This is a genomic window from Streptomyces sp. NPDC047043 (assembly GCF_040644055.1).
Lineage (GTDB): Bacteria > Actinomycetota > Actinomycetes > Streptomycetales > Streptomycetaceae > Streptomyces.
In genome coordinates this window covers 67724-84873 of record NZ_JBEYVO010000008.1, presented here as the reverse complement: position 1 = coordinate 84873, position 17150 = coordinate 67724, and the positions used below count along the sequence as shown (strand labels likewise).

General features: G+C 71.3%; 14 protein-coding genes. 5 read left to right on the top strand and 9 right to left on the bottom strand.

Translation table 11 applies throughout. The annotated features are described in order from the left end of the window. Positions 1–54: 54 nt before the first annotated feature. Positions 55–951, bottom strand: a complete 897-nt coding sequence (locus ABZ880_RS14145; protein ID WP_361261212.1) for a GNAT family N-acetyltransferase — start codon at positions 949–951, stop codon at positions 55–57. Between the two features lie 254 nt (positions 952–1205). On the opposite strand from ABZ880_RS14145, the gene ABZ880_RS14140 reads away from it, so the two are divergent. Continuing rightward, a complete protein-coding gene (locus ABZ880_RS14140; protein ID WP_361261210.1) occupies positions 1206–2315 on the top strand; it encodes a PP2C family protein-serine/threonine phosphatase in 1110 nt (369 codons plus the stop codon). Here ABZ880_RS14140 and ABZ880_RS14135 read toward each other — a convergent pair. Next, on the bottom strand, positions 2287–4548 hold the full coding sequence (locus ABZ880_RS14135; RefSeq protein ID WP_361261208.1) for an MMPL family transporter: 2262 nt from the start codon (positions 4546–4548) through the stop codon (positions 2287–2289). The genes ABZ880_RS14140 and ABZ880_RS14135 overlap by 29 nt on opposite strands. A 213-nt stretch (positions 4549–4761) precedes the next feature. On the opposite strand from ABZ880_RS14135, the gene ABZ880_RS14130 reads away from it, so the two are divergent. Beyond that, positions 4762–4968, top strand: coding sequence for a hypothetical protein (locus tag ABZ880_RS14130; protein WP_361261206.1), 207 nt, complete (start codon positions 4762–4764; stop codon positions 4966–4968). A gap of 36 nt (positions 4969–5004) precedes the next feature. On the opposite strand, the gene ABZ880_RS14125 is transcribed toward ABZ880_RS14130, so the two are convergent. Further along, the gene (locus tag ABZ880_RS14125; protein WP_361261204.1) at positions 5005–6135 is read right to left on the bottom strand and encodes a sulfite oxidase; all 1131 of its coding nucleotides are present in this window, start codon (positions 6133–6135) and stop codon (positions 5005–5007) included. A 142-nt stretch (positions 6136–6277) separates the two neighbouring features. Here ABZ880_RS14125 and sthA point away from each other — a divergent pair, with 142 nt between their 5' ends. Further along, the gene (sthA, locus tag ABZ880_RS14120) at positions 6278–7681 is read left to right on the top strand and encodes a Si-specific NAD(P)(+) transhydrogenase (RefSeq protein WP_361261202.1); all 1404 of its coding nucleotides are present in this window, start codon (positions 6278–6280) and stop codon (positions 7679–7681) included. A 10-nt stretch (positions 7682–7691) separates the two neighbouring features. Here the strand turns inward: sthA and ABZ880_RS14115 are convergent, their stop codons facing one another. Next, positions 7692–8195 (bottom strand): DUF5709 domain-containing protein, encoded by a 504-nt coding sequence (locus tag ABZ880_RS14115; RefSeq protein WP_361261200.1) that lies wholly within the window; start codon positions 8193–8195, stop codon positions 7692–7694. A gap of 350 nt (positions 8196–8545) precedes the next feature. On the opposite strand from ABZ880_RS14115, the gene ABZ880_RS14110 reads away from it, so the two are divergent. Together ABZ880_RS14110 and ABZ880_RS14105 are read left to right on the top strand one after the other, a co-directional pair. After that, entirely contained in the window at positions 8546–10018 is a 1473-nt protein-coding gene (locus tag ABZ880_RS14110; RefSeq protein WP_361261198.1) for an APC family permease, read from the top strand. A gap of 11 nt (positions 10019–10029) precedes the next feature. Next, complete coding sequence (locus tag ABZ880_RS14105) at positions 10030–10989, top strand: hypothetical protein (RefSeq protein ID WP_361261196.1); 960 nt, start codon at positions 10030–10032, stop codon at positions 10987–10989. A gap of 29 nt (positions 10990–11018) precedes the next feature. On the opposite strand, the gene prcB is transcribed toward ABZ880_RS14105, so the two are convergent. The 5 genes from prcB to ABZ880_RS14080 all read right to left on the bottom strand — a co-directional run bounded on the left by prcB (position 11019) and on the right by ABZ880_RS14080 (position 17084). Continuing rightward, complete coding sequence (gene prcB / locus ABZ880_RS14100) at positions 11019–11873, bottom strand: proteasome subunit beta (protein WP_361261194.1); 855 nt, start codon at positions 11871–11873, stop codon at positions 11019–11021. A gap of 79 nt (positions 11874–11952) precedes the next feature. Beyond that, positions 11953–13425: a hypothetical protein gene (locus ABZ880_RS14095; protein ID WP_361261819.1), complete on the bottom strand. Its 1473-nt coding sequence runs from the start codon at positions 13423–13425 to the stop codon at positions 11953–11955. A gap of 89 nt (positions 13426–13514) precedes the next feature. Beyond that, positions 13515–15851, bottom strand: a complete 2337-nt coding sequence (locus ABZ880_RS14090; protein WP_361261193.1) for a glycosyl hydrolase family 65 protein — start codon at positions 15849–15851, stop codon at positions 13515–13517. Beyond that, entirely contained in the window at positions 15848–16591 is a 744-nt protein-coding gene (locus ABZ880_RS14085) for a beta-phosphoglucomutase family hydrolase (RefSeq protein WP_361261191.1), read from the bottom strand. Before ABZ880_RS14085 ends, ABZ880_RS14090 begins: the two co-directional genes overlap by 4 nt. A gap of 67 nt (positions 16592–16658) precedes the next feature. After that, entirely contained in the window at positions 16659–17084 is a 426-nt protein-coding gene (locus ABZ880_RS14080; RefSeq protein WP_361261189.1) for an SgcJ/EcaC family oxidoreductase, read from the bottom strand. Between the last annotated feature and the right edge of the window lie 66 nt (positions 17085–17150).

Sequence of the window (17150 nt, the reverse complement as noted above, 5' to 3'; positions counted from 1 at the left end):
ACACGGACCAGCATCGCACGCGGCACTGACAGCCGGTCCGGTCACACAGCAGGGCTATTCACGCCGCGCGGGTGCGAAGTTGATGCGTTCGCGTACGACGGGATAGCCGGCCTTCGTGAAGTTCGCGGCCATGGGGAAGTTGCCGCGGTCGGTCGCCGCGGACACGGACTCCGCGTCCCGCTCGACCAGGAAGTGCGTGCACTCCGCCAGCAGGTCGTAGGCGTAGCCACGGCCGCGTTGCTCGGGCACCACGCCGATGAAACCTACGCACGGACCCCCGGGATTGTGTACGGGGATGTGGATGCCCGCCAGCTCCCCCGCGGTCGTGTACGCGGTCTGCCACCACTCCCGCGGCGACGGGCACCAGCGGAAGAAGTCGAGCTCCTCCTGCGCGGCCCGGTCGAGGCCTCCCTCCTCGATGGCCTTGAGGGAGTGCGCGTCCAGGGTGACGGAGTGGATGCGCCGCAGTGCGTCGAAGAACACCGCGTCGTCCGGTTCGGCGCGGAACACGAGCCGTCCGGGGCGCTCCGGCAGCCCGCAGTCCGGCGTCCACCGGTACAGGAACCGTTCCACCAGGAGCTCGTATCCGGCGGCTCGGGCGGCGGTGAAGCGCGCCTCGGCGGCAGCCTGCAGCCGCGTGTCCTCCCGCCAGCCGGCCGGCAGGTTCAGCTCGAGCTCGACCTGCCAGGGGGCGCTGCGCAGGAGCTCGGCCCCCGCGTCCTCCTCCCCTTCGGCCACGTCGAACCAGTTGACGTTGACGGGTTCTGTGTCGTCGGGGCCGCCCCACCAGGCGGCGCGCGCGACAACCTCGCCGTCGCGCAGGGCGACCCGCTTCCAGTCGGCGCGATGCCGGGTCAGCCGGTGCGCCGCACGGGCGTCCAGCGGGTCCTGCAGGGTGTCGAAGAGATGGGCGTCGCTCTCGTCGAGCGCGCGGATGACCAGGTCGGTCATGGATCCTCCGGGATGCGTACTGCGTGGAGCGCTCCCGGGTCAGGTCAGACGAAGCACGCCGGGGCAACGGAAAGGGAGCGCTGGTTCGGTGTGGTCTGCACGGCACTCGCCTCCTTCCGTCGGTCTCGGGGCGTGGCGTGGCGTCACACGATACGGACCTGTCGTGACCATGTCCATCACTTTCCCGGCATGCGTTCGTCCGGCATGCGTTCGTCCGGCATGCGGGAGGCCGCCCGGCGTAGGAGCGTGGTGGTGTGGGAAAGGTGCGCGTCCTGTCGTCGCGCCGGGACCGTGCCCGGCAGGGCTGGCTGCGGGGTGCGCCGCCGCCGCGCTGGGTGAAGGTCCTGCCGGTCGCCCTGATCGCGGGCGTGTGCGCGGCGACGCTGATCAGCCCCGACCCCCTCGACATCGGATTCCTGCTCGGCGCCATCCCGCCGCTGGCCGTGCTGACGTACGGGCCCTGGGCGACCGCGGTGCTCGGCGGTCTCGTGGTCGCCGTGCTCAACATTCCGACCTTCCATCTCAACCACCCCGGCAACACAGACCTGTTGACCATCTCCTTCGTCGCCGTGCTGAGCGTGTTCGTGTCCTACGTCCGCAGCCGCCGCGACGCCCAGCTGGACCTGGAGCGCACGGTCGCCGAGGCCGCGCAGCGCGCCATCGTCCCGCCGCTGCCCGAGCGGGTCGGCCCGGTCCGCTGCGTCGGTCTGTACCGGGCGGCGCAGCGCGGCACGCTGGTCGGCGGCGACTTCTTCGACGTGCGCGAGGGGCCCCACGGCGTGCGCGCGGTGATGGGGGACGTCCAGGGGCACGGGCTGTCGGCGGTCGCGACGGTCGCCTCGCTGCTGGGAGCCTTCCGGGAGGCGGTGCTCGAGCAGCCGGACCTGGAGTCGATCGCCACCCGGCTGGACCGCAGGCTGGTGGTGGACTCGGCGTCGTCCCGGTACGCCGAGCTGTTCGCGACCGCCGTACTGCTGGAGTTCTCGCCCGACGCCCGGACGGTGCGGATGGTGTCCTGCGGGCATCCGGCACCGGTGCTGCTGCGCGGCTCGCGGGCCACCGAGATCGAGCTGGCCGCGTGGACGCCGCTCGGTCTCGGTCTGTCCGACGGCGGCCCGCAGGCCGGGCTCACGCTTCGGCTGGAGCCCGGCCAGAGCCTGTTCCTGGCCTCGGACGGCGTGAGCGAGGCCAGGGACGCCTCCGGCACCTTCTATCCGTTGACCGCCCGCCTGTCCGCGCTGGCCGACACCGACCCTGCCGTGCTCGCCGACCGGGTCTGGTCGGATCTCGTACGGTACTGCCCGGCCGTCGTCGACGACGTGACGATGCTGGTGCTCACGCCCGCGTCACCGGACGCTCGCTGACGTCCTGCTCGGCGCTCTGTTCCTGGTCGCCCTCGGCGTCGATGTGCGGCAGGATCCGGTCCAGCCAGCGGGGCGTCCACCAGGCGTGCGGCCCCAGCAGCGTCATCACGGCCGGAACCATGAGCAGCCGCACGACGGAGGCGTCGATCAGCACGCTCACGGCGAGGCCCAGACCGAGCATCTTGACCACGATGTTGTCGCTGACGATGAAGGCGGCGAAGACGCTCATCATGATCAGTGCGGCGCAGGTGATGACCCGCGCGGTGATCTCCAGCGCGTGGGCGACCGAGGCCTTGGCGTCCCCGGTGCGCAGCCAGGCCTCGTGGACGCGGGAGAGCAGGAAGATCTCGTAGTCCATGCTCAGGCCGAAGATGATCGCGAACATCATCATCGGCACATAGCTCTCGATGGGTACCTTGCCGTTGACGCCCAGCGCGGGCCCACCCCAGCCCCACTGGAAGACGGCCACCACGACGCCGTACGAAGCCCCGATGGACAGGACGTTGAGGACTGCGGCCTTGACCGCGACGAGCAGGCCACGGAAGACGGCCAGGATGATCAGGAAGGCCAGCGCGACGACGACGCCGATGATCAGGGCGAGCCGGCTCGCGACGATGTCGCGGAAGTCGACCTGGGCCGCGGTGGTGCCGGTGACGTAGCCCTTGGCGTCGGTGCCGGAGACCGCGTCCGGGAGGGTGTGGTCGACCAGGCGGTTCGTCAGGTCCGTGGTGGAGGCGCTCTGCGGGGACTGCTTCGAGTAGACCGTGCCGATCAGGACGTCCCCGTCCTTGGTGGGCGTCAGCTGGGTGACCGTGGAGGCGCCCGCCACGCCGTTGAGGGTCTTCTGCGCCTGCGTGGACAGGGAGGAGCGCTGGTCGGACGGTACGGAGCTCTGGTCGATGACGACGGTGAGCGGGCCGTTGGAGCCCGGTCCGAACGCGTCGGTCATGAGGTCGTACGCCCGCCGGTCGGTGAAGGAGGTGGGGTCGGCGCCGTCGCCGATGTGTCCGAGCTGGATGGAGAGCACCGGGATGGCGAGGATCACGACGGTCGTGACACCGGCGGCCAGGAACTGCCACGGTCGTCGCTCGACGCGCTGTGCGTAGCGGTGCCAGGTGCCGGTGGGGGTGGCGCCCGGGTCCGCGTCCGTCTCGGCGACGGGACGGCGGACGTGGTAGCGGTCGATCCGTCTGCCGATGAGCCCGAGCAGGGCCGGGACCAGCGTCAGCGCGCCGATGACCGCCGAGACGACCGTCACGGCGGCCGCCAGGCCGAGTTTGCCGATGAAGCTCACTCCGGACGCGTACAGCCCGGCGAGGGCGATGATCACGGTGCAGCCGGAGACCAGGACGGCCCGTCCGCTGGTGGCGGTGGCGTGGCCGGCCGAGTGCACCGGGTCGGCGCCGTTCATGAGGTTCTGCCGGTGCCGCGTGATCAGGAAGAGGGAGTAATCGATGCCGACGCCGAGGCCGATCATCGTGGCCAGGGTCGGCGAGACGGTGGCGAAGGTGAAGGCCGCGGCGACCAGCCCGAGGATCGCAAGCCCGCCGACCGCGGCGACCAGTGCGCTCAGCAGGGGCAGACCGGCGGCGATCACACTGCCGAAGCCGATCAGCAGGACGACGATCGCGACCCCGAAGCCGATGAGTTCGCTGACCCGGTCGTCGGCGGCGGGCCGGGCCAACTCGCCGAGCGGTCCCCCGTACTCGACCTGCGCGCCGGCCGAGCGCAGCGGCTGGACCGCCTTGTCGACGCCGTTGAGGTAGCTGTCGCCCAGCGTCGAGGGCTGGACGTCGAAGCGGACGGTGATGTAGGCCGTCTTCCCGTCGGTGGACAGGGGACCGACCTTCGAGGCGGGGGCGGACAGCGGGTTCTGGGCGGACAGGACGTGCGGCAGCTTCTGCAGGTCGCCCACCGTGGTGGACATCTGCGAGCTCAGCGTGGTCACGGACTTCTGTCCGTCGTGCAGGACGATCTGGCTGCTGTAACCGCCCGCCGCGGGGTCATGCTCCTTGAGAACGTCCAGGCCCTTCTGGGACTGCGAGTCGGGCAGCGAGAAGTTGTCGGAGTAGTCCCCGCCGAACGACCGGTTCAGGGTCTGCAGTGCCACCAGCGCGACGAGCCAGGCAATGATGACGATCACGAAGTGCCGGGCGCACCACTCTCCCTGCCGTCGCAGTACCCCTTTGGCGACGGGCCCCGTTCCCCCCGCGGTGGTGCGGGTCGGTGGCATGGCCTCGGTCTTCTCCGCCGATGTTCTCGGTCGGCCATCGCCGCGATCTGCCCTGTCGCTTCTCCGGCGGCCGACTCGTGCGTCGTCTCTCATTAGACGCCCGCCCGGTCACTCCGGCATCTCGGGCCCCTTCCCTGTCCCTTCCGGATGCACGCCGCGCCTCGGCGGTGAATGGTGATAGCAGAAGCGATCCGGACATGAGGAGCCGAGACCATGCCGACGTCACAGCCCGACGCGTCCAGGTCGTTCGAGGACCGCGTCACCCCGGACGACCTTCTCCACACCAGCACCGGCACCGAAGTGTCGCCGGAGGACCTCGTCCTTGCCACGGGCAGGGACATCACCCCGCGCAACCTCGAGTGGGCCAGGCGCAAGCTCGAGGCGGAGGGACCCGCCGCCCTCGAGAAACTGCTGCCGTAGCGTCCGCGGGCACCCGTCCGGAGATCCGGCGTCGGTTCAGCCCTGCTCGCCGGGCTCCAGGCACAGCACCGGCACCCGCTGGACGAGGTTGTTGACGAAGCCGCCGCGGTTCCAGGGCTGTTCCAGGGGCTGGGTGCGGCCTTCGGCGTCGCTGGCCCGTGCGCTGAGCTCGTGCTCGCCCGGGGTAGCCGTCCAGTCGTAGTGCCAGCGGCGCCACGCCCACCGCCGCCCGCCGTCGGGCCCCAGTTCGGCCTCGTGCCAGGTGCGCCCCGCGTCCGTGCTCACCTCGACGCCGGCCAACGGCCCCTGTCCCGACCAGGCACGCCCCTCGAGCGGCACCCGGCCCGGCCGCACCACCCGGGTCCGCGACATGAAGTCAGGGAAGCCGGGCGGGAGAAGCAGGGCGCGCGGAGCGATCCGGGTGACCGGCTCGCCCTCCTCGCCGGACTCCTGGCGCAGCCGGTAGGCGACGCTCTGCTGGAACCCCGTGAACGGTTCGTCGGTGACGGCGATCTCGCGCAGCCACTTCACGTGCGCCATGCCGTACCAGCCGGGCACGACCAGCCGCAGCGGACGGCCGTGCTGGGGCGGCAGCGGGGCGCCGTTCATCGCGTACGCCACCAGCACCTCGGGCTCGGTGCCCATGGCCACGTCCAGTGGCAGGGACCGTTGGTAGTCCTGCTCGACGCCGCGTTCCACGCCGTGGTCGGCGCCGGTGAACACCACGTCGACGGCGTCCGGTTCCACCCCGGCCTCGGCGAGCAGCAGCCGCAGCGGCACGCCCGTCCACTCGGCGGTGCCGACCGCCTCGACGAGCCAGGGCTGGCTGACCGGGCGGGGCGTCAGCAGGGCCCGCCCGTTGCCCGCGCACTCCAGCGTGACGCGGGTGGTGACCGCGGGGAAGGCCCGCAGATCGGCCAGGTCCAGGTGCAGCGGACGAGCGACGCGGCCTGCGACGGCCAGCGGCCAGGGGGTGTCGTCGGGGACGTACGGGATGTCGTAGTGCGTCAGTACGTAGTGCAGGCCCGGCGGGGTGACGTCGTAGCGGAGCGCCTCGAGCGGGAGGCCGTGGTTGCGGGTGGCGAGCGCCAGTTCGTCCCGGCCGATGCCCTCGTCGGGGGCGGCCAGCCGGGCGGGTGTGCTCGCGTCGGCGAGTCGTTGGCCCATGGGGGCATTATCGCGCCGGACGGCCGGAAGGGAGAACCGACGGCGCGGGTGAGGCAACCGAGCAGCGATCAAGCGGAGTTGAGATCGCTGGTTGCCCGTTCACCCTTTCGAAGAGGGCCTTCGGGCTGACAGACTCCTGAGGGTGCCCGACTTCGACATGCTCGTCATCGGATCCGGCCCGGGCGGCCAGAAGGCCGCCATCGCCGCGGCCAAGCTCGGCCGCCGGGTCGCCGTCGTCGACCGCCCCGACATGGTCGGCGGGGTCTCCATCCACACCGGAACCATCCCCTCCAAGACCCTGCGCGAGGCGGTGCTGTACCTGACCGGTCTCACCCAGCGCGATCTGTACGGCCAGAGCTACCGGCTGAAGGAGGACATCACCGTCACCGATCTGACCTCGCGCACGCAGCACGTGGTCAGCCGTGAGGTCGACGTCATCCGCAGCCAGCTCTCCCGCAACCACGTCTCCCTGTTCGCCGGCACCGGCCGCTTCGTCGACCCGCACACCGTGGCGCTGCGCGAGGTGACCGGTCACGAACGGCTGATCAGCGCCGAGAACATCATCATCGCCACCGGTACCCGCCCGGCGCGGCCGGACAGTGTCGAGTTCGACGGCCGTACGATCATGGACTCCGACAACGTCCTCAACCTCGAACGCGTGCCGCGCTCCATGGTCATCGTCGGCGCCGGGGTCATCGGCATGGAGTACGCCTCCATGTTCGCCGCGCTGGGCAGCAAGGTGACGGTCGTCGAGAAGCGGGCCGGGATGCTCGACATGTGCGACGTCGAGGTCATCGAGTCGCTCAAGTACCACCTGCGCGACCTCGCCGTGACGTTCCGGTTCGGGGAGACCGTCGCCGCGGTCGAGCGCCATCCCCGCGGGACCCTCACCGTCCTGGAGAGCGGCAAGAAGATACCGGCAGACGCCGTGATGTACTCGGCCGGCCGGCAGGGTCTGACCGACGAACTCGACCTGGACAAGGCGGGGTTGGCCGCGGACAGGCGCGGCCGGATCACGGTCGACGAGCACTACCGCACCGAGGTGCCGCACATCTACGCCGTCGGTGACGTGATCGGCTTCCCCGCGCTGGCCGCGACGTCGATGGAGCAGGGCCGGTCGGCGGCCTACCACGCCTGCGGCGAGCCGGTCGGGCAGATGCACAACCTGCAGCCCATCGGCATCTACACCATCCCGGAGATCAGCTTCGTCGGGCGGACCGAGGACCAACTGACCGAGGACTGCGTGCCGTTCGAGGTCGGCATCTCCCGCTATCGCGAGCTGGCCCGCGGCCAGATCATCGGCGACTCGCACGGCATGCTGAAGCTGCTGGTCTCCCCCGAGGACCGCAAGCTGCTCGGCGTGCACTGCTTCGGCACCGGCGCCACCGAACTGATCCACATCGGGCAGTCCGTGATGGGCTGCGGCGGCACCGTCGACTACCTGGTCGACGCGGTGTTCAACTACCCGACGCTGGCGGAGTCCTACAAGGTCGCCGCCCTGGACGCCACCAACAAGCTGCGGCAGATCGACCGCATCGGCGACTGACGGGCGGGCGTCAGCGGCCCTGCTCGGCGTCGGGCAGCTGCGTCTCGTCCTCGACGACATGGACGGCGGCCTCCTCGGCGCCGGCGGCACCGCCGTCGATGCCCACGTCGGTGGCGACCGTCTCCTTGGTCGTGTCGGGGTGGGCGCCCTCGTCCGGGGCGACCAGACGGCCGGCGCGTTCCGTGCCGGCCTCGGGGTCGACGGGCTCGCCCTCGCCTCCGGGGAGGTCGCCGACCTCGTCGCCGGCGGGCGCGGCCACGTCGGGAACCTCCTCGGCGAGCCGTTCGTCGAGGCTCTCACCGGTGTGCTGCTCGGCGGCGGTCGTGCCGTGCTTGGTGACGCCGAGCGGCTTCTCGGGTGGGGACCAGCCCTCGTCGAGGGTGTCGTCGTAGGTGCGTTCGTCGACGGCGTCCTGCAGGTCGAGCGGCGCCGCGTCCTCCTGCTCCTCGTTCCTCGCCGTGGGCTGGTAGGCGTCGTCGGCCATCGGTTCGGGGCGCGTGCGTTCGCTGCCCATGAGTGCCTCCCTCGCGCGCTGGGGCGGGTCGTTCCCTCAACGGTGACCCGATCCGCGTTTCCCGTTGCGCGCCGTCCAACCACGGCCGTCCCCGGCAGCGCCGGAGGTTACCCCTTGGTCAATCTTGAAAGGTCAAAGAGTAGGGCTATCATCACTCGCACACACGGCGTGACCGAACGGCAACGCAGGCAGTCGTGCGCTCTCCACCACCCCCTTTTGTTTTTCGCTGCCCTTGATCCGACCCGAGGCCAACCCTCGGTGATCCGGGGCGGGTTCGTAACCCCCCACCTTCCCCTACGTCGCCGGGGCCAGGTCGCCCTTGCGTCGTGCAAGACGGAAAGCAGCGCAACATGAGCATCAGCAGGGGCAGAGGGCTGCAGGCCAATGCCCTCGGTACGTTCGACACCGTGGTGATGGCCGTCGCGGGCAGTGCTCCCGCGTACTCGATCGCCGCGACCACCGCGGTCCTCGTCGGCTCGGTGGGACTGGCCAGCCCGGCCGCACTGCTGTACTGCGCGATACCCATGCTGGGCATCGCGCTGGCGTTCAGCTACCTCAGCCGCATCGACGTGAACGCGGGCGCCAGTTACTCGTGGGTGGGACGCACCCTTCATCCCTTCCTGGGGTTCATCAGCGGCTGGGCGCTGGTGATCTCGGCGACGATCTTCATGGTGGCCGGCTCGCTGCCCGCCGGTTCGATGACGCTCGCCCTGTTCGACCCCGACCTCGCCGACAACACCGCCCTGTCGACGGTGGTCGGCGCGGCCTGGTTCGTCGTGATGCTGCTCGTGGTGCTCGGTGGTGCCCGCCTCACCGTCCGCGCCCAGCTGGTCATGTCCGGCATCGAGCTCGCCATACTGGCGCTGTTCGCCGTGCTCGCCCTGTTCCACACGGGCAACGCCCGCGCCTTCGACTGGTCCTGGCTCGGCTTCTCCCACTTCGACGGCATGGCCGGCTTCGCCTCGGGCGCACTCGTCGCCGCCTTCTACTACTGGGGCTGGGACGTCACCAGCAACCTCAGCGAGGAGACCCGCAACAGCCGCCGTACGACGGGGCTGGCGGGCCTGATCGGGGTGGGCATCGTCTTCCTGCTGTTCGAGGTGTTCACCATCGCGGTGAACGTGATCCTGTCCTCGAAGCAGATCGAGGACAACGACGCGAACGTGCTGGGCGCGCTCGGCGAGGAGATCTGGCCGGGTCTCGGCGGCAAGCTGCTGATCGTCGCGGTGATGCTGTCGACCATCGCCACCCTGGAGACCACACTCATCCAGGTCACGCGCTCCCTGTTCGCGATGGGCCGCGACCGTACGATGCCGTCGGCGCTGGGCCGGGTGCACCGCACCTGGAACACCCCGTGGGTGGCGATCGCCGTGGTCGGGGGCGTGTCGCTGGCGATGTTCATCGCCTCCAACGCCCTCGGCTCGGTGGGCGAGATCCTCTCCGACGCCATCTCGGCAATCGGCCTGCAGATCGCCGTGTACTACGGGCTCGCGGGCCTCGCGGTGGTGGTGGCGTACCGCAAGATGCTGCTGAAGTCGCCCGCCAACTTCCTGCTCGGCGGGCTGTGGCCGCTGTTCGGCGCCCTGTTCATGTTCTGGATCTTCGTCGAGTCGTTGAGCGAGCTGGACACCGCGGCGATCGCGATCGGCATCGGCGGTCTCGCCGTCGGTCTGATCCCGATGTTCTGGTACTGGAGGAAGGGCAGCGACTACTACCGGCCCGCCCGCCTGGACGCCACCCGCACCGTCGAGGCGGAGTACGTGCCCGACGGCCATGAGATCGCGAACGCCCGTACCTACGAGGGTCTCCCGACCGACTTCTGAGGGAGACCCCGATGGCGCGAGACCGTTTCGCTCCCGACTTCGACCCCGACTGCGGGGATGCGGCCCTCACCAACGCCTGCCACGACATCGTCATCGGCCGCTGGCAGGGCCTCAGGGACCTGCTGCGGACCACCGGCGCCGACTGGCTGGCCCGCGGCCACCGGGTCCGGCTGCTCGCGCAGGCCTGCGCGGGCAGTTCGACGACGGAGACCTGGCTGGCGGCCGAGCCCCGCAGCGCCGACGCGCTGGTGCTGCGGGCGGCGACGGAGACGGCCCGGGCGTTCAACCTGGCGATCAGTGCGGGTCGGGGCGTGCCCATCGACCAGCACCGCATCGACACCGCCGTGACGGCGTGTCTGCAGGCGGCGGACGCCTACCTGGACGATCCGACGCCGTGGATCTCCCTCATCTCCGTGGCCCGCCTCTACCCGGCGGGGGTGCGGCGACAGGAACTGGCGCGCTGGTGGGACGAGTTGCACCAGCGGGACCCGTACAGCGTGGAGGGCCATCTGCAGGTCCTGCACTACTACTCGGCTCGCTGGCACGGCACGCACGGCCTGATGTACGACTTCGCCCGCGACGCGGCCGGAGTGGCACCCCCGGGCTGCGCGCTGCCGGTACTGGTGCAGTACGCGCGCGTGGAGGAGTACCGCTACGCCATCGACGCGGGCCACACCGGGCAGAGCGCCGTCGGCCTCGGGCAGCACTGGAGCAACGACGGCGCCCTCAGCGACGTACGCCGCACCTGGCAGCGCTGGATCATGGGCCGTCCCGACAGCGGCATCGCCCCGGGCGAGCTGCGCGACCTCAACTACCTTGCGCACGCGGCCTGCAACTCGGGCGACAGGGAGGTCGCCGGCGCGCTGCTGCGCATGCTGGGCCCGCGGGCGACGCGAACTCCCTGGTCCTACACGGGAGATGCGGAGCAGCAGCTCCTCAAGTGGCGCAAGGAGCTGAAGCTGCGCGGCTGAACGAAGGTCCGAGCCGGGGCGGACCGGCGTCACGGGGTGGCGTTCGGTCCGTCCGGGCGGTTGCGGCGCTGCTCGACCATCTCGCGGCTCAGCGCCTCCGTCTCCGGCTCGGACAGCCGCTCGAAGCCGTCCTCGGTGATGACCGAAACGATGGGGAAGATACGGCGGTTGATGTCCGGGCCGCCGGTCGCGGAGTCGTCGTCGGCCGCGTCGTACAGCGCCTGCAGGGCGGTCAGGGCGGCCTCGCGCCGGTCCATGCCCTTGCGGAACAGCTTCTTCAATGCGCCCCGGGCATACGGCGATCCGGAGCCCTCGGCGTGGAAGTCCGTCTTCTCGTACAGACCGCCGGCGACGTCGAAGCTGAAGATGCGGCCCTTCTCGCCGTCCGGGGCCGACTCGTCGTAGCCGGTGAGCAGCGGTACGACGGCGAGGCCCTGCATGGCCTGGCCGAGGTTCTGCCGGATCATCCCGGCCAGGCGCCTGGCCTTGCCGCTGAGGGTCATCGGGATGCCCTCGATCTTCTCGAAGTGCGTCAGCTCGACCTGGTACAGCTTCACCATGTCCAGGGCGAGCCCGACCGAGCCGGCGAAGGCCACGGCGGTGTAGTCGTCCGCGGGGTGCACCTTCTCCAGGTCGCGCTGGGCGATGAGGTTGCCCATGGTGGCGCGGCGGTCGCCGGCGATCATCACGCCGTCGCGGTAGGCGAGGGCCAGGACGGTGGTGCCGTGCGGGAACTGTCCGGGCTCGGCGCGGACGCCGTCGGGGAACGGGCGGCGGGTGGGCAGTAGTTCGGGGCGGTGCACCGCCAGGAACTCGGTGAAGGACGCGGTTCCCGGAGTGAAGAACTCCTCCCCCAGCTGGCCCCCGGTGTCGCTGGCTGTCATGCCACTCCCCCTTCTTGTCGGCCGGACAACCGAGTCCTACCTGAACCGGGCCGCCGGGAAACGCCCGGCGGCCCGGCGCTCAGGTCGCCGGGGCCACGTACAGGTGCATGGTGCCGACGCGGTGGGCGGTCCAGTCGCGTGCGTACGCGGGCGGGGAGCCGCCCGGTTCCGTGACGGCTGCGACGGGAATGCGCCGGGCTGTCTGCAGGACGGCCGCCGGCGTCGTGTTGGCGTTGTTTCCGCTGGTGTCGGCCGAGGCGCAGCCGGTGTAGTAGGCGATGGGGATGGCCTCGTGGCCGGTCAGCAGACAGGGCGGACGGACGCCCAGGCGGTGCAGTTCGGCGGCGGTACGAGTCCATTTGTGGCGGTTGGCCAGGGATCCGTCGACGGTGTGCTCCAGGACCGCGTACTGGATGGCAGCGTGCCCGGCCAGCCCGAGCGCCATTACCGCCGTGACCGCCGGCCGCAGCCTTCCGCCCGGCGCGGTGACCAGGTGGAACAGGGCGTCGGCGACCGGGACGGCGAGCAGGGCGTAGACCGGGAGCAGGAAGCGGGGCGCCGCGTATCCGATGAGGAACAGGTAGGGGAAGGCGGCCGTCGCCGCGCAGAGCAGCGGCAGCAGGGTGGGCGCGGTGCGCCGGGCCCGGACGGCGACCGCCAGGCCGAGGAGTGCGAGCAGCGGCAGGGCGAACCACCACAACATGACCGGCGGTGCGGGCATCGCTCCCGTGCACGGACGGCACAAGGTACGTCCGGCCAGGCTGCGCAGCTGGTCGACGACCGCCGGGTGCCAGCCGAGGCCGCCCTGGATGCGGGAGGCGTCGGCGAGCCGTTGTCCCAGGCCGCCGTAGCCGACGCAGGCCTCGATCACCCACTCGCCCGCGCCCGCCAGGAGCCCGGCGAGGACCGCGAGCATGAGCCTCGGGCGGCGGCCTGCGAGGACCAGCAGCGGCAGCACGACCCAGACCGCGTCCATCGGCCGCATCCACGCCATGAGCGCGACGCTCGCGACCAGGCCCCACAGCGCCACCCGGTCCCGTCGGTCCGCGCGGGCCCGCAGGAAGCAGCCGACGCCCGCCAGGGCGCCGATCGCGACCCAGAGGTTGGGCATGGCCTGCGGGCCGTAGAAGACGGTCACCCACAAGGAGGCGAACAGGGCGCCGGCCGCGGCCAGGACGCGGGCCGGGAACAGCGGGCGCCAGACGCGCAGGGCCAGATAGAGGCCGAGGCCGGACAGCAGCGCCAGGTACACCCGCAGCAGCGGAGTGGACGACGACCACAGGGCGACGGGCGCCACGAGCAGCGGGACGCCGCGGGCACGGGGTGCGCTGAAGAAGGCCGTGGGGGTGTCGGGGGCGACCTGGCTGACGTACACCACTTCGTCCCAGCCGAGTCCCAGGCCGGGGCGGACGAAGAGGAGCTGGGCCAGCGTGAAACAGGCGGCCACCGTCGCGAGCAGGAGGTCGCCGCGGACGCGGCGGGGAGGGGCCGGGGCGGTCGACGGCGCGTCACGCCTCGCTCCAGCGAGTGCGGCGTGCGCGCCGTCGGCCATCATCCACCTCTTGATCCTGCACGTACTGGACAAACTAGAACGAGCAGGGCGGACATGCCGTGCGGAATACGGCCAAATGCCTGACGGGTCTAGTGAGGGCTGCGGTGCGGTGGCTGTTCCGGGGCCGGGTGGGCCGGGGGCTGCGGGACCGGGCGGGCGACGGGGCCGTCGTCGCTCAGGGTCAGCGGGGCCTCGTGGTGGCGGATGGTCAGGGGCGGGCCGGACAGCCGGGTGTACGTGGCCTTGTCGGGGCCGATCTCCACGCGCAGGCGGCGGCCGAGGAGCTGGAGGGTGAAGGCCAGGCGGCTGAACCGCTCGGGCAGGCGGGGCGCGAAGCGCAGACTGTCGCCGTCCCGGCGCAGTCCGCCGAAGCCCGCGACCAGGGCCGTCCAGGTGCCGGCCAGCGACGCGATGTGCAGTCCGTCGCGGGTGTTGTGCTCCAGGTCCGCCAGATCCATCAGCGCGGCCTCGGCCGTGTAGGCGTAGGCGAGGTCCAGATGGCCCGCCTGGGCGGCGATCACGGCCTGGACGCAGGCGGACAGCGAGGAGTCCCGGACGGTCAGCGGCTCGTAGTAGGCGAAGTTGCGGGCGATGTGCTCCTCGTCGAAGTGGCTGCCGCACATGTACATCGCCAGCACCAGGTCGGCCTGTTTGACGACCTGCTTGCGGTAGAGGTCGAAGTACGGGAAGTGCAGCATGAGCGGGTACTGGTCCGGGCGGGTGCCGGCGAAGTCCCAGCGCTGGTAGCGGGTGAAGCCGGCGTGCTGCTCGTGCACGCCGAGTTCGTGGTTGTACGGGATGTGCATGGCCTCGGCGGCGTCGCGCCAGGCCGCGCTCTCCTCGTCGTCGACGCCGAGACGCGCGGCCCGGTCGGGGTGCCGCTTGCAGGCGTCAGCGGCGTCCAGCAGGTTCGCGCGGGCCATGAGGTTGGTGTAGGTGTTGTCGTCGGCGATGGCGCTGTACTCGTCGGGGCCGGTGACGCCGTCGATGTGGAAGGCGCCCCGGTCGTCGTGATGGCCGAGCGAGCGCCACAGGCGGGCCGTCTCCACCAGCAGTTCGACCCCGGCGTCCTGTTCGAACCGCTCGTCCCCGGTCGCCGCCGTGTAGCGCACGACGGCGTCGGCGACGGCCGCGTTCACATGGAAGGCCGCGGTGCCGGCCGGCCAGTACGCCGAGCCTTCCGGGCCCTCGATGGTGCGCCAGGGGAACGCGGCGCCGTTCAGGCCGAGTTGGGCCGCGCGCTCCCGGGCGGCGTCCAGGGTGCTGTGCCGCCAGCGCAGCGCCTCGGCCACGGCGTCGGGCGCGGTGTAGGTGAGCAGGGGCAGGACGAAGGCCTCGGTGTCCCAGAAGGCGTGGCCGTCGTAGCCGGAGCCGGTCAGGCCCTTGGCGGGTATCGCGCGCTGTTCGGCGCGGGCGCCGGCCTGCAGGACGTGGAAAAGGGCGAAGCGGACGGCCTGCTGGATCTCCTCGTCGCCGTCGACCTCGACGTCTGCGCGGGCCCAGAAGTCGTCGAGGCTCGCGCGCTGTTCCTCGGCCAGCCCGGCCCAGCCGCCGACCGCGGCGGCCGCCAGGGCCGCGTCGACCTGGTCGCTCATCGCCGGTTTGGAGCGGGTGCCGGACCAGCCGTGTGCGACCAGCTTCTCCACGCGCAGCCGCTCGCCCGGCTCGAGGACCGAGGTGACGGTGAGCCGGGCGACGTCCTCGTTGCTCTCACTGCCGGTCGTGGTCGCGTCCGGGCCCGAGACCACGTGGTCCGCACCCACCGCGACGCGCAGGCCGCTGCGCCGGGTGCGGTGCACGAGTCGCAGCCGGTGACCGTCGGCGAAATCTTCCTCCGGCTCGAGGGGCGACTGCAGGGCGACGGCGGCCCGCGGGTCGCCCTTCGTCTCGGGCAGCTGCTCGTTGGTGACGAGTTCGGACTGGATGACGACACGCGTGCGCGTGTCGACGGGCTCCACTTCGTAGGCCACGGCGGCGATCGCCCGCTGGGTGAGCGAGACCAGCCGGGTCGAGCGCACCCGGACCGCCGTACCGGAGGGCGAGACCCACTCGCAGACCCGCTCCAGCACTCCCCTGCGCAGGTCCAGGGTGCGCTCGTGGGAGACGAGGCGGCCGTAGCGCAGGTCGAAGGGCTCGTCGTCGACCAGCAGCCGCAGGACCTTGCCGTTGGTGACGTTGATGACGGTCTGGCCGGACTCCGGGTAGCCGTATCCGGCCTCCGCGTAGGGCAGCGGGTGCAGTTCGTGCACACCGCCGAGGTAGGAGCCGGGCAGGCCGTGCGGCTCCCCCTCGTCGAGGTTGCCGCGCCAGCCGACGTGGCCGTTGGACAGCGCGAAGACGGACTCGCTCTGCGCCAGGACGTCGAGGTTGAGCTCCGTCTCGCGCACGCACCACGGCTCGACGGTGTACGACCGGTGGCTGATCACGCCCCGCCCCCCAGCTCCGCCAGGTCCTTGACCACGATGTCCGCTCCGTGGGCGAACAGCGCGTCGGTCTGCCCGACCCGGTCGACTCCGACGACGTAGCCGAAGTGGCCGGAGCGCCCTGCGTCCATCCCGGCCAGGGCGTCCTCGAAGACGGCGGCCCGGGACGGTTCGACGCCGAGGTCACGGGCGGCGGCCAGGAAGGTGTCGGGGTGCGGCTTGCCGGGCAGTCCGCGCTCGGCCGCCACCACGCCGTCGATGCGTACGTCGAAGAGGTGCTCGGCGTCGATCGAGCGCAGTACGTCGAGGGTGTTGGCGCTGGAGGAGACGATGGCGGTGCGCAGGCCGTCGGCGCGCACGGCCTCGATGTAGCGAAGGGTGCCCTCGTAGGCCTCGACGCCCTGGGCGCGGATCTTCTCCAGGAGCACGGCGTTCTTGCGGTTGCCCACGCCGTTGACGGTCGGCGCGTCCGGTGGGTCGTCGGGTTTGCCTTCGGGCAGTTCGATGCCCCGGGAGGCGAGGAAGGTGCGGACGCCGTCCGCGCGCGGGCGGCCGTCGACGTACTCGTCGTAGTCGTTCACGGAGTCGAACGGCCGGAAGTCTTCGCCCTCGCGCTCGCGCAGGAACACGTCGAACGTCTCCTTCCAGGCGGCCGCGTGCACCACGGCGGTCCGGGTCACGACCCCGTCGAGGTCGAAGAGGCAGGCCAGGATGGATTCGGGAAGTCCGAGCTGCTGCGTCATACAGGACCGGTTCCCCCGCAGGACCGCTTCCAGCGGGTGGCGCAGGCCACACTGCACGGGAGGTGGGTCAGTCGTGGGGGAACGAATGGTGTTCGTGCGCTACCCGCCAGCGGCCGCGCTCCTTGCGCAGGCCGAGCGTCAATCGCAGCCGGAGTGTGGGGCGTTCGGCCAGTTCCTCCGGTGTGCCGCAGCGCAGCAACGCGTGCGCGTAGGCGACATCGGTGCCGGCGGTGACGTCGAGGGAATCGATGTCGAAGCAGGCTCCCTGCGCCTGCCACTCGAAGAACGGCGGCCAGGTAGCGCGGTAGGCGGCCAGGCCGTGGAGGCCCTCGTGCGGCGGTGGGACGTCGTACATCACGATGTCCTCGGTGTGGTCCGCGAGGACGCCGTCGAGATCGCCCCGGTGGACGGCCTCGGCCCACTTCTGGATCAGTGTGCGGATCTGCGCCGCGTCGTCGGCCACGGCACCGCTCCTTCCCGTACGGAGCTGCATCGACCTGTATGGATACGACTCCCCGCCCGCCCGGAAATCATCGCCGCCGGCCGGGTGACACACTCT